Raw genomic sequence first — 14,277 nt, 5'->3', positions numbered from 1 at the left:
GATACACTTCATCTATAATAGTCCACGGAAGGGAAAGTCATGACCGAACCTGCCGACCTCGTAGCCGAGATCGAAGCGCTGGAAACCAAGCTGCAAGAGGCCAAGTCCTCGATCACCCGCCGTTTCATCGGGCAGGAAAGGGTTGTGGACCTGACCCTGACCGCGCTTCTGTGCGGCGGTCATGCGCTGCTGATTGGTTTGCCGGGGCTGGGCAAGACACGTCTGGTCGAGACATTGTCGACGGTGATGGGCCTTCATGGCAATCGCATTCAGTTCACACCTGATCTGATGCCGGCCGATATTCTGGGGTCTGAGGTTCTGGATACTGCGGATGATGGATCACGGCATTTCCGTTTTATCTCTGGCCCGATCTTTTGCCAGTTGCTGATGGCGGACGAGATCAACCGTGCCAGCCCGCGAACGCAGTCGGCGCTGCTGCAGGCGATGCAGGAACGTACAGTGACCGTGGCGGGCGAAGATCGCTCGCTTGGGACACCATTTCACGTTTTGGCCACGCAAAACCCGATTGAGCAGGAAGGCACCTATCCTCTGCCCGAAGCACAGCTGGACCGTTTTCTGGTTCAAATCGACGTCGAATATCCAGATCGGCAGACCGAGCGCGATATTCTGCTGGCCACCACCGGTGTGGAAGAGGAAGAGGCGCATCAGATATTCAGCAAGGATGACCTGTTGGCGGCCCAAATCCTGTTGCGCCGGATGCCGGTGGGCGAGTCGGTGGTCGAATTGATCCTCGATCTGGTTCGCGCCTTCCGACCCGAAGAAGCTGGCGCATCCGAGCGCGTTGCAGAAACGGTGGCCTGGGGCCCCGGCCCGCGCGCAGCGCAGGCGCTGATGATGACAGTGCGGGCGCGTGCGATGCTGCAGGGGCGTTTGGCCCCGAATGCCGAGGATGTTCTGGACATGGCCCGGCCGGTGCTCAGCCACCGGATGGCGTTGAACTTTGCGGCTCGGGCTCGGGGTGACAGCCTTGCTGAGCTGATTGACTCGACGGCTGCCGGTCTGATCCGCACCGAGGCTGCGGCGTGAATGCCGCGCTGACCCTTCGCGAAAGATCCGAGGCCGAGGCATCACGGCTGCCGCCCCTATTGGCGCGAGCAGAGCATTTGGCCGGAACCGTTCTGCTGGGCGACCACGGTCGACGGCGGTCCGGAATGGGAGATGATTTCTGGCAATACCGTCCTGCGCAAATCGGGGACAGCCGCCGTATGATTGACCATCGCCGCTCGGCGCGGGGGGATCAGCAATTTGTGCGGGAACGGGAATGGCAGATCGCGCAATCGGTGATGCTCTGGGTCGATCAGGGTGCGTCGATGCGGTTTGCGTCCGAAAAATCGCTGCCGACAAAGACAGATCGTGCCCGTCTGCTGGGGCTGGCGACCTCGATTTTACTGGTGCGCGGCGGTGAGCGTGTGGGCCTGACCGGTACAAAGTTGCCGCCCCGGCGCGGCAATGCGCAGATCATCCGCCTGGCACAAGCCTGGTCCGAAGATGATCACGCGGACTATGCCCCGCCTGAACACCGCGCCATGATCCCTCATGCCCGCGCGGTGTTTATTTCGGATTTTCTGGGTCCTATGGACGAAGTTGAATTGGCCCTGACCAAAGCTGCTGACCGTGGCGTGCGCGGCGTGGTCCTGCAAGTACTGGATCCGGGCGAAGAGACATTTCCATATCGGGGCCGGACGATTTTCGAAAGCGTCGGAGGATCCGTCCGGCACGAAACACTCAAAGCCGCCGAGCTGCGGGATCGCTATCTGGAACGACTTGCACGCCGCAAGGATGCCCTGACGCAGCTATGCCGTGCGACGGGATGGCAATTGGGTCTGCACCACACAGACGATAGCGCGCAAGCGGCTCTATTGTGGCTCTATCGGGCCTTGGATGGGGGCACGCGATGACGGTTCTGGCGGGCATTGGCTTTACCGCGCCATGGATTTTGCTGGGTCTTCTGACCCTGCCGATCCTGTGGCTCATCCTGCGCGCAGTACCGCCCGCCCCGATCCGTCGGTTGTTCCCGGCGGTCACGCTGTTGCTGGGGCTGAAGGATGACGAAAGTGTCTCGGACCGCACGCCATGGTGGCTGTTACTGCTTAGGATGCTTGCGGCTGCGGCCATCATCATCGGTCTGGCCGGGCCGGTTTTGAATCCATCACGGGATGAGACTGGTACCGGGCCGCTGCTTCTGGTTCTGGATGCCAGTTGGGCCGGTGCCACGCGCTGGTCGGCCACGCTGGACCAGATTGACACACAGCTGTCAGAGGCCGGGCGCGCGGGCCGTACCGTTGCAATTATGCGCCTGACCGAGCCGGAAACGCCTGTTTTTCAAGCCGCTGAGGCATGGCGCGGGCGTCTTCCGGGGCTGACACCGAACCCTTGGCAACCGACCGCAGATCAGATTTTGCAAACCATTTCTGCTCTGGATGCAGTTGGTGGCAGCTTTGACACTCATTGGTTTAGCGACAGGTTGGACTATGCCCAACATTCCGGGCTGGTCTCTGCCTTGCAGGCGCGTGGTGATGTGACGGTGTATCAGGGGGCGTCTCGGCCCATTGCGATCCAGCCTGCGGCCTATCAGGACGGTCTGATCCAGCTCACTTTACAGCGGGCAGGTCCCGGCCCGGAGGAGCGGGTGACGGTTTTGGCGCAAGGTCGCGACCCGGCGGGCACGGCACGGGTGCTGCATTCGGTCGACCTGACCTTTGAAGCCGGGGAAACCTCGGCGGAGGTCGAACTGGCGCTGCCTTCGGAATTGCGGGCACGGATTACGCGGTTCGAAATTCAGGGCCAACGGTCCGCCGGGGCCGTGACCCTGACTGATGACAGCTTGCGCCGACGCGAGGTTTCGCTGATTGCAGGAACCCTGAACCGAGAGGGGCTGGAGTTGTTGTCGCCTCTGCATTACCTGACGCAGGTTCTGAACCCCACGGCAGATTTTGTCGATGGCGGCCTGCTTGAGGTTCTGCCTGCGAACCCGGATGTGATCGTTCTGTCGGATGTCGCACAGATGTCTGATACGGAAGAGGCCGGTCTGATCGAATGGGTCGAACAAGGTGGCCTGCTGCTGCGGTTTGCCGGTCCGCGTATGGCGGCCAGTGATCTGGGGCGGGACACCGAAGATACCCTGTTGCCCGTACGGCTGCGCAGCGGCGGGCGATCCGTTGGTGGAGCGATGAGCTGGGGCGAGGCCAAGACATTGGCTCCGTTCCCCGAGAATTCACCGTTCAATGGTTTGGACATCCCGGACGATGTGGTCGTTTCGACCCAAGTCATGGCTCAACCAGACCCTAATCTTGCAGATCGCGTGATTGCCTCGCTGTCTGATGGCACACCTTTGGTGACGCGCAAGGCGTTGGGATTGGGGCAGGTGGTGCTGTTCCATGTCACTGCGGACGCTGAATGGTCTAGCCTGCCGCTGTCGGGCCTGTTTGTCGAGATGCTGGATCGTCTGGCCGTGGCCTCTGCCGCGAAGTCCCGGCAAGAGGCGCAGTTGCAGGGTACGACATGGGAACCGGTACAAGTCATGGATGGGTTTGGCACCTTGTCGGATGCTGGTACGTTGGTCGGTGTGGACGGGGTGCAGTTGATTTCGGGCCAGATCGGGCCAGATTTGCGCCCGGGTCTGTATGAAAGCGGTAAACAGAAACTGGCGCTGAACGTTGTTTCCGAGGATACCGAACTGCGCCCGGTGGTCTGGCCCGCCAATGTTCCGATCAAAGGACAGGAGATCAGCACCGAAACTCCGCTCGGTGGCCTGCTCCTCAGCTTCGCTCTGATGTTGCTCACGATTGACGTGGTCGCGTCTTTGGCCTTGTCCGGTCGGTTGGGTTTGGCACGCGCAGCCGCTGGGATTCTGGCCGCGTTTCTGTTGGTGCCCGAAGTTCAGGCGCAGACGCAGGAAGATACCGAGTTCGCCTTGGCGGCAACGCATGAACTTGTTTTGGCGCATGTGCTGACGGGTGACGCACAGGTGGACGACATTGCACAGGCCGGGCTGCGGGGATTGGCGCAAACCTTGTTTTATCGCACCTCAGTCGAACCTGCCGAACCTATTGGTGTGGATCTGGAACGCGATGAGCTGGCATTCTTCCCGTTGCTCTACTGGCCGATTTCCCCAAGCCAGCCTCAGCCTTCCGCCGAAGCTTATGTGAAACTGAATGCGTACCTGCGCTCGGGCGGGATGATTTTGTTCGACACGCGTGACGCAGATATCGCTGGTTTCGGTGCGTCCAGCCCGAATGGTCGCAAGTTGCAGCAACTGGCCGGACCGCTGAATATCCCTGCGTTAGAGCCGATTCCACGCGATCACGTCCTGACCAGAACCTTCTATCTGTTACAGGATTTCCCGGGTCGTTACTCCGGTACCGAGGTCTGGGTCGAAGCTGCGCCACTGGATGCGGAACAGATCGAAGGGATGCCGTTCCGTAACCTCAACGATAACGTGACACCCGTAGTCATCGGTGGAAATGACTGGGCCGGGGCGTGGGCCGTGGATCGCAACGGCCAAGCCCTGCTGCCGGTCGGACGCGGATATGCGGGGGAACGGCAACGCGAACTGGCCAATCGTTTTGGCGTCAATCTGGTGATGCATGTGCTGACCGGGAACTACAAATCCGATCAGGTCCACGTGCCAGCCCTTCTGGACAGGCTAGGACAATGACCGGAACCGTCATATTCGACCCGCTGATCCCGTGGCCCGTTCTGGCCGCTGTGGGTGCGATTGCCGTGACAGGGATTGCACTGGCCCTGAAGCGTGGCCTGTCAGGCTGGGCCTTGCGGGGTTTGGCGGCTTTGGTGGTTCTCGCCGCGCTGTCTGGCCCGGTTTATCAGATTGAAGATCGCGCGCCGCTGACAGATATCGTTTTGATGATCGAGGATGAAAGCGCCAGCCAAACGCTTTCGGACCGGGCCGAACAAACTGCGCAGGCTGCCGAGGAACTTGCTGCCGAGATTGAGGCGCGTAACAATACGGAACTGCGCCGCATTCAGGTCGGCGACGGGGATGGGGATGAGGGCACGCAAGTTATGGCGGCCCTGAATGAGGCTTTGGCCGAAGAACCCCGGGCCCGTATCGCTGGCATTCTGGTGGTGTCGGACGGGATCGTGCACGATGTTGATCAGGCCCCGGACCTGCCTGCGCCGATGCACCTGTTGCAAACCGGACGTGAAAGTGACTGGGATCGCAGGCTTATCGTCCGCAATGCACCTGCCTTTGCCATTATCGGCGAGCCGGTCACGTTGACCCTGCGGGTGGAAGACAGCGGAGCTGCTCCGGCAGGCGCGATTACCGCGCCGTTGGAGATTTCTGTAGATGGTGCCGCACCTGAACAGTTCAGCATTCCCATTGGTCGTGATGTTGAGCTGCCCATCACGCTGCCCCATGGCGGGCGTAACGTCATTCAGTTCTCTGTGCCTCGGGCCGAGGGTGAATTGACCGACCGCAACAACACTGCCCTGATCCAGATGAACGGCGTTAGGGATCGTTTGCGCGTTCTGTTGGTCTCGGGTGAGCCGCATCCCGGGGGGCGCACATGGCGCAATCTGTTGAAGTCCGACAGTTCGGTCGACCTGGTGCATTTCACCATCTTGCGTCCGCCCGAAAAACAGGACGGCGTGCCCGTTGATGAACTGTCGTTGATCGCATTTCCAACACGTGAGCTGTTTTTGGAAAAGATCAACGATTTCGATCTGATCATCTTCGATCGGTACAAGCGGCGCGGCATCTTGCCTGCGATCTATCTGGACAACGTCACCAGTTACATCAACGACGGTGGTGCGGTTTTGATTGCGGCCGGTCCTGATTTCGCCAGTGCCGACAGCATCTTCCGGTCTCCGCTGGCGCCGATTTTACCAGCTCAGCCCTCAGCACGGGTGTTCGAAGAGCGTTACGTGCCGATGGTCAGTGATTTGGGGCAGCGGCATCCGGTGACAACCAATCTTGGCGATTCCGAGGATTGGGGGGCTTGGTTGCGTCAAATCGACGTGAATCATCGCTCGGGCGAGGTTTTGATGACAGGAATTGACGAACGCCCGCTGCTGGTTCTGGATCGCGTTGGCGAAGGGCGCGTTGCGATGCTGGCCTCGGATCATGCTTGGTTATGGAGTCGGGGTTTTGAAGGCGGTGGTCCGCAACTGGAGCTGCTGCGCAGGCTGGCCCATTGGATGATGAAAGAACCCGAACTGGAGGAAGAGGCGTTATGGGCCGAGGCCAGCGGTCAATCCATGCGGATCATTCGCCAGACCCTTGAAGATGACGTGGGGCCGGTGACGGTGACACGCCCGAATGGCGAGACATTAGAGATCACATTGGAAGAGGTCTCTCCAGGCCGGTTCGAAGCGCAATATTATGGGCCAGAGATTGGTCTTTACCGTCTGCAGGAAGGCGACCATGTGGCCGTGATTGGCCTTGGTCCCGCCGCACCGAAGGAGTTTGAACGCACCATCGCAACCGGTGATGTTCTGGAACCGGTCCTGGCCAGTATGCGGGGTGGCGTGATCCGGCTGGAGGACGGCTTGCCATCGATCCGCAACGTGCGCGCTGGGCGTCCTGCGGCAGGCCGGGGCTGGATCGGTCTGACCCCACGCGATGCTTATGAGACACGGGACGTCACACAGGCCGGCCTGCTGCCGCCCTGGCTGGTTCTGTTGCTGGCAGGAGGTTTCCTGTTGGGTGGTTGGCTGCGCGAAGGGCGGCGCTAATCAATCCTGATTGCTGCCCGGTCCGAAAGGCCCTGCGCATCCACCACAACGAGCGAGGTAAAACCGGCCCCTGGATTGGGGATTTCGAACTCTCGCTGCCGTTGTCCGGTCAATACGGGAACGCCATTTGCCAGTACTGAAAATGGCCCGACGCCCCCGCGCAGTTTGACTGTCAGAGGTGCTCCAAACGTCTCTAACACGGCGTTGTCAGGCGGGAACAGCAAGTCCGGCGCGGACGGATCATTTTCGAAAGCCGCAGTGCGGGGGCGAAAACGCTGCAAGGGTTGAGGCAATTGTGCCGCGCCCACGAGCAGGGTTGAGGGCGGTGGCGGGCGCAGCGGGGCAAGTTCGGGTTTCAATAGGCTGAATGCCTCAGCCAGAAGAGGCGCAGCAAGATCGCCCCCAAATGCGCCGGGAACAGGCGTTCCATCCGCGCGACCCAGCCAGACTCCGATGACGTGCTGCCCGTCAAAGCCGATGGCCCAGGCATCGCGGTGGCCGTAAGACGTGCCGGTTTTGTAGGCAAGCGCCCCTGTCGCGCCGCCAGCAGGGGCTGAAACCCCGGCCAGAATGTCCGCGACCTGCCAGGCAGAGGTCTCTGACAAAACGCGCGGGGTCTGCCGCGTTTCGGCCAACGCGTCATGATGCAGAATCGGACCTTGCCCACCGGCTGCCAGAGTGGCGTAGATCTGTACCAGATCGCGCAGGCTTAACCCAACGCCACCCAAAGAGATCGCCAACCCCGGCGTGCCGCCGTTCAGACGCGGTTTTGATCCGGCGAAGCGTAATGCCGACATAACACGCGCGGGCCCCAACGCATTCGTCAGGCGTACAACAGGGATATTAAGCGACAATTGCAGGGCGTCACGAATCCTTACATCGCCACGGAATGCGCCATCGAAGTTGCGCGGGGCGTACCGGCCAAACATCACGGGGCTGTCGCTGATCAGGGTTTCAGGATGGGCCAGCCCCTGATCGAATGCTATCCCATAGACCAGTGGTTTCAGGGTCGATCCGGGCGACCGCAGAGCTTGGGTCATATCCACAAAACCCTGTCGGGCATCCTGATAACCGGCCGACCCGACCGAGGCCAAAACTTCACCGCTGCGATGATCGACCACGATAAGCGCCCCGGATAGGCGCGGCCCAGCACGGGTGACGGACTGTGTGACCAAAGTCTCCAACCGGGCCTGCAATCCGGCATCCAGGGTCAGATCAAAGGCGCTGGTTGCGGGCGTTTGGCGCTTCACGCGATCGGTCAAATGTGGTGCGAGGCGCGGAAACGGTTTCATTCGATCCGGAAGGCGTTCGGTCAGGGCCGCATGTGTTTCAGCCCGGGTCAGGACGCCATGGCGCTCGAGCCTGCGCAGAACCCGGTCACGTGCTTTCCGGGTCGCCTCTGGCCTGCGATCCGGGCGCCGGGCCTCTGGGGATTGTGGCAGCGCGACCAACAGGGCCGCCTGTGCCGCGGTCAACCGGGCTGCGTCTTTGCCAAACCACGCACGGGTGCCGGCGCGAATACCTTCCAGATTGCCACCATAAGGAGCGTGGGTCAGGTACAGGTCCAGAATCTGCTTCTTGCTTAGCCGCCGCTCCAATGCAAATGCGACCCTAACTTGACGGATTTTGCCACGCCACCGCCCGGTCGAGCCATCCTCGATCAATCGCGCGACCTGCATGGTCAATGTGGACCCACCCGACACCGTACGCCCATTCCACAGGCTTTGTCCTGCTGCCCGCAGCATTGCGATCGGGTCCACACCGGCGTGGGTCCAGAACCGTTTGTCCTCATACCGGATGAGCATGGCGGTGAAATTTGGATCGACCGCGCCGGGCAACAACCTCCAGATACCATTCTCGACTGGAAACGCGCGTAAAAGGTCGCCGTTCCGGTCTCGCATCTCAACCGATGTTTCGGCCAGAAACGGGGGAAGCACCGTGGCGTCAACCCAGCGGTCAACGCCATCCCGTGCCAGCGCAGTCATAAATAAGGCACCAGCCAGTACGAGCAAAAATCGCGACGGCCTAGGCATCGCAGAAACCCAAGTAGTGATATGGCACCAGAACGATCACTGAACTTCAACCCGACCAGTAGACGTCCATGCGCGGTTCTGAGGGCGGTACATATCCTCGACCGAGGCCGCGGGATGATGGAACACACCTGGCGTAACCGCACGGGCGACATAGGCCAGCGTCACGGTTTCACGCCCGGACAGATCAACTGCGGCCAGGAAACGGTCTGAACGGAACTCGGTATGGGTGGCGTCCGACAAATCCAGCCAATCCAGGGATCGCACATCGCCTGAACGCAGCAGGCTGGGGTTGTCAATCTCGATCCCGGCGGCAAGTAGATCATCCACCATCAACCGCGCGCCACCGCCTTCAAACGGCGTTACCGACAGAACGGTGACGAACCGGTCACCCACAGCGAAACTGCTTGCGTCGATCAGATCTCCATCCATCGAATAGTACCGCCGCTCAATCGCGTAGCCGGTGCCGCCCGCTTCGGGCGGGGTTTCCGGAATCCCAGTGACCGTCAGGGTTATATCCGTCGCCTGACCGTCCATGGCCGTGATGTTGACCTCATCTGACTGTCCTGACTGCAGAACCTGCACAAACGGACCGGAAACCGGCGTGCCATTGACCGCCAGGCCCGACCCAGTTGGGTCAGAAACCAACGCGTGCGCTGCCAGCAGGGACCACGTGGCCTCTTGCGTGGACAATGGTGTCGTGCCCGCGCTCACCCTTTGGATCAAAGCGCCGCGGTCAACCGCCTCGCTGCCCGCGCCTACGGCAAGGGTCAGCAGACCCGCCGCATCCCGCAGGTGGGTGCCGTAATCTGCGCGCCAGTAGTTTTCCTGTTCGTCGGGCACCTGTTCCAGCATACGTGCGGCACGGTTGAACATCGCGTCAGCTCGGGTCTGGTCGCCGTAGGATGCCAGTGCCGCGCCCAACTGTGCCAGCGCCAAAGGAGTGTCGAACGCATCCCCTTTGACGTCCGCGTAATAGCGCAGATCACCCATCGACGCCGCGCCTTCCCGCGCCAGAACCATCAGGGCATAGGCAATATCCTGACCGCCTTCGTCGAAATCGGGTGCATAGTTGACCCTGTTCCGAAGGTTATCCATGGCCTGCGCAAAGGCCCGGTCCGGCACAGGATGTCCCTGAGCGCGGGCACGGGACAGGAAGTCGGTCACATAGGCGTCCAGCCAGAAGTCACCGCTGCCAGCGCGCCACAGACCAAAGGCGCCGTTTGCGGCCTGACGGGTCAGGATGCTGCGGATCGAGTCCGTGATGCGCTGATCCACCACCGGACCGTCCCCCAGCCCCGAGGCTTGCGCGACGGATGACAGATAGAGCAGCGGCAGGGCTTTACTGGTGATCTGTTCGGTGCAGCCATACGGGTATCGATTCAACTGATCCAAGAGACCCGGCGTGTCGAATTTCGCAAACGCTCCGGCAGACAGGATGGCTTTGGCCGAGCCGGGCTGGAACCCGTCAAACACGTCCTTCGAAAATAGGAAGCTGTCTCCGGCACCCAGTGCAAAACGCCGTGTCTGGGCAATCACCGGATCGGTTGCCCGCACGGGCATCCGCAAGGTCTGTGACAGGTCGCGCCCGTCCGGTGTGGTGATCGAAACACTGATTTCCGGGTCGCCGACGACATTCGCCGTGATCGGGACGTCGAACACCGCCTTGCCGCCGTCCTCCAACACTAAGCTGGTTGGTGCCGCGCCCAGTTCCAAGCCGCCCGATGCGGTCAGGCCAAGTGCCATGTCTCCGGATGTGCCTTCGGCATGAACGATCTCAACCCGCATCCGGCTTTGATCGCCTGGGGCCAGGAACCGCGGCAGGCTGGCGGTGACGACCACCGGGTCGCGGACGATCATCTCGGCTTCGGCTTGACCAACCGCTTTGGATGACCACGCGACGGCCATCAATCGGACGGTTCCGTTGAATGCGGGCAGGGGGATGTCGATCTCAACCTCTCCATCCGCGCCGACCTGCACCGGGCCGCTGAACACAGCCATCAGGTCCTGCGTTGGCGGTGGAGACTGACGGCGCATCCCGTTATCCGCGTCACCGCCGGATCGAACCGTGCCCATCGCTCCGTTCATACCGTCGATCAGACGCCCATAGACATCGCGCAGATCGACACCCAGACGACGTTGTCCAAAATAATATCCCTGTGGGTCCGGGCTTTCGAACCCGGTCAGGTTCAGAATGCCCACATCCACAGCGGCCAGAGTCAGCCAGACAGGTTCGCTTTCCGAAGCGTTTTCGATCCTAACCCGGGCCTTTTGCGTCTGACGAGGCGAAGTGATCTCGGGTACGTCAATGGCGACAGTCAACTTACGGCCTGCCGGATCGATGGTGGCGTGGGCCACACCCATGGCACGCGCCGGGTTCTGACCTGCTGCGACATCCATCGGACGGATCACCGTGGCGGTTACATAGGCTCCTACACCCCAATCCTGTGTGATCTCTATCGGGATCACGGATTCACCTTCCGGCACCTCGACCATCTGGCGATGGATCAGCCGGTTCGAAAGCACGTCGATCTGGGCGACACCCGCCATGCGCGGGACAATCCGGAGCTGCGCAGTATCACCTGCGCTGTAGGTGTCACGGTCCAGCGACATCTCAAGCCGGTCCGGCGTCGTTGACGCGTCAGCGGCCTGATACCAACCCGCATAGAAATCGACGGCAGTTTCGGCATATGTCCCGTCGATCCGCTGCACCACCAATTCATAACGGCCCCAATCCACAGGCTGCGTCAGCGTCAATGGGTCTGTCGCGAAGTCTACTTCACCCGTGGCAATGCGTGTACGGCGGGTTGTCGGTTCCCAATTCCAATCCCCGTAAAGCTGATACCATTGATATCGCGTTTCAACCTTGTTCAGCGTCCAGCGCAGGCGCATCGGGCTAGGGGTCAGATCAGGGGCGAGGCCAACGATCTGGAACGCCGCCTCGGTGCCTTCCGGGATGACGTCTTCGAACAGAGGTTTGACACCGATCACAGGTTGCGGCGGTAGGACCGGAGCAGTCAGGCGACGTTCAACCGGACGGCCCGAGCCATCGGCCAATCGCGTGATGATCTCGGCCTCAATAGGTTTTCCTTCAGTGTCTAATTCGGGAATTTCAACGGCAACAGTGGCCTGGCCTGCCGCGTCAGTGCGCATGTCACCAAAATACGTGCTCTTGATCGAAGTCTCGGTATCGTAACGGCCAAAGCGATAGCCTTCATAGCCTGGGATGGTATCTGCTGGGCGGGCAATGATCTGACCGTCGATGCTCAAATCCGAACCGGGCGCACCGAAGAGATAACGCGCATCGATAGAAAGCGGGGGGGTGTCGCCCGGGCGCAAAGGTGCGTTGGGCAGGGTCAGATCGAAATCGATACGCTCAGGCAGAAAATCCTCGACCAGCACCGTCTGACGCGCCAGCGCCTCGCCTTTGGGGTCGGACTTTATCTCGATCTTCCATGCCCCACGCGGAACGTCTGCGGCAACGGGCAAGCCAAAGACATGCCCCCCGGCAACGCCGCCATCCGAGACTGACCGGCGGTATTCAACCCCGTCCGGGCGATACAGGATCGCAGTGAGCGGCAGTCCTTCAATGGCTTGTGCTTCACCATCGCGGGACAGCGCAGTGGCATGGATGACTTCTCCGGCCCGATACGCACCACGGTCTGTGGTTAGGAAGACATCAACCGGCCCCGCGGGCGGGCGCCCTTCAACGCCGCGGTCCGACAGGTCAAAAGCGGGATCGGTCAGGGACAAAAAGCTGAAATCGTTGTCCTCGGCGGCGGCCATCACCAAGGCAGGTGCACTGGCTCCTGCCCCGCGGATCAGGCCGGGTGCGAAGGTGGCATAGCCAGTTTCATCGGTCAGCGCCGTTGCGATGACTGCGTTTGCGTTTGTGACCAGCGAAACCTCGACCCCTTTGCGCGGCGCGGCATCGCTTAGGCCGCGTACGGTCACGTGCAGCCCATCCGTGCCAAGCGCGGTGCTGATCCCCAGATCGGACAGCACAAACCATTGCGTAGCGCCGGGGTCGTCATAGGGATCGGCCCCTGGAACGCGGGCCGTCAGCGCATAGATGCCAGCAGGCTGATCGGCGATGGCATCCGCCATGGGCAGGCGTGCCGTCATGGTCTGGTTCAGTTGGTTGGAAACCTCGGCCGTGCCGGTCCAGATATCTTCGGCAATCTCGTCCGAGAATTCTTCTTCCTGCCATTCGCTGAGCGGACGGCCAAAGAAGTCCTGTTGCACAGCGCGCAACAGGTTGCGGTCACTGACCCGTCGCAGGATCAGATCCAGATCGGTGACATTGACGGTCTCGACAGGTAGTGCTGCGTCAGCAGATTTCGGAAGGACATAGCTGCGTCCGGGAAAGCGAACCGAAGGCGTCCGGTCGCGCACATAGTGGGTCAGTTCAATATTGCGGTTCAGGGCTTCACCTGAGGTGGCAGGCAATCCCTGGCGCACTGTCAAGCGATAGCGCTGGCCATGTGCCACCCCATCGACGCAGAGTTGCTTGTCCTCGGCCTGCACGACCAATCCGGCATCGTCACGCTGCACGAAGGAGTCGTAGTCCACGCCGGCTTTGACCAGCGGTTCGGAAAACTCAACACAGATTCGAGGTGCGGCGGAATCGCTATCGACCGAGCTGTCGACCACGCGGAAACCGTATTTTCCAATGGCGTCGTCCAGCGCGGCCAGCACATCCTCACGTGGTTGCACCTGCTCGGCAAGGCGCAGAACGGGGATCATGTCACGCCCGCGCTCAACCTCTTCCAGCGCGTTTGCCATAGTCATCAGCGCCGCGATCTGAGTGCCGGGGGCCTCGGCGCGCAGATAGCCATTGATCGCAGCATTCAGTGCACGATTGCGCAGATCCCGTCGTTCGCTCCAACGCGAGGGGTTCATAGTCAGCAACAGGCGTGCGTATTCCACCCACAGATCCGGTGCATCGCTGAGCGATACGGCAACGCCAGTCCATTGCATCGCTTGTGTGACACTGCCCGCATTGCGCGCTGCGTCCAGAACAGCTTGCAGATCATGCTCGCCAGCAGGGTGCAGGAAACCCAAATCTCGAGCTTGTTTCGTTACTCGATTCAGATCGGATGACCCCAGTACATTCAAGGATTCAGCTCGCGTTTTTCCTAATATTAGGGCCTGTTGAGAGTTCGCTACCTTTTGCGCTGACAGAGCCCCTTGATAGGTCTCTTGTCGATTCACGCCGCTTTTGGGAAAGCACGCATCAGATCGGGTGTTGTAGGTGAATGCCGTACACTGTGCAGTGGCAGAACAGGCCTGAATGCAGGATTTCAGATCGGTGTCGAACAGTGCGTCCAGATCCGAGCCATAATAATCCGTGTCCCGTGAAGTAATATATCGGAATTCAGGCACCGCATCCTGCGCCAGTACGGTAGCGGGTAGGATCAGCAGTGAAAAGATGTAAGTAATTGAAATAAAAACAAAGCGGTGCATGGTGCCCTCCTCTTTGAACCGAGGTTTGCATGGCGCATGCCTGTCGTGCAACGGCTTAAACAGT

At 60.7% G+C, this 14,277-nt stretch carries 6 protein-coding genes; 4 read left to right on the top strand and 2 right to left on the bottom strand.

What is annotated here, in order from left to right:
- Positions 1-39: 39 nt before the first annotated feature.
- From AC2FJZ_RS12805 to AC2FJZ_RS12790, 4 genes are read left to right on the top strand one after another with little or no spacing between them, the layout of a single operon-like run.
- A complete protein-coding gene (locus AC2FJZ_RS12805; RefSeq protein WP_496777965.1) occupies positions 40-1,047 on the top strand; it encodes an AAA family ATPase in 1,008 nt (335 codons plus the stop codon).
- Positions 1,044-1,919, top strand: a complete 876-nt coding sequence (locus AC2FJZ_RS12800) for a DUF58 domain-containing protein (RefSeq protein WP_496670376.1) — start codon at positions 1,044-1,046, stop codon at positions 1,917-1,919. The genes AC2FJZ_RS12805 and AC2FJZ_RS12800 overlap by 4 nt, the downstream gene beginning before the upstream one ends.
- Positions 1,916-4,678 carry a DUF4159 domain-containing protein gene (locus AC2FJZ_RS12795; protein WP_496777963.1) on the top strand — a complete coding sequence of 921 codons (2,763 nt, stop codon included), beginning with the start codon at positions 1,916-1,918 and terminating at the stop codon, positions 4,676-4,678. Before AC2FJZ_RS12800 ends, AC2FJZ_RS12795 begins: the two co-directional genes overlap by 4 nt.
- Entirely contained in the window at positions 4,675-6,717 is a 2,043-nt protein-coding gene (locus AC2FJZ_RS12790) for a hypothetical protein (protein ID WP_496777961.1), read from the top strand. The genes AC2FJZ_RS12795 and AC2FJZ_RS12790 overlap by 4 nt, the downstream gene beginning before the upstream one ends.
- Here the strand turns inward: AC2FJZ_RS12790 and pbpC are convergent.
- Complete coding sequence (gene pbpC / locus AC2FJZ_RS12785; RefSeq protein WP_496777959.1) at positions 6,714-8,702, bottom strand: penicillin-binding protein 1C; 1,989 nt, start codon at positions 8,700-8,702, stop codon at positions 6,714-6,716. The two genes, AC2FJZ_RS12790 and pbpC, sit on opposite strands and share 4 nt — an antisense overlap.
- An 84-nt stretch (positions 8,703-8,786) precedes the next feature.
- A complete protein-coding gene (locus AC2FJZ_RS12780) occupies positions 8,787-14,213 on the bottom strand; it encodes an alpha-2-macroglobulin family protein (protein ID WP_496777958.1) in 5,427 nt (1,808 codons plus the stop codon).
- Positions 14,214-14,277 lie beyond the last annotated feature (64 nt).

Source organism: Ruegeria sp. CDSA079 (assembly GCF_059612245.1).
The sequence above is the reverse complement of the archived record's forward strand: the minus strand, read 5'-3'. Positions and strand labels throughout refer to the sequence as shown.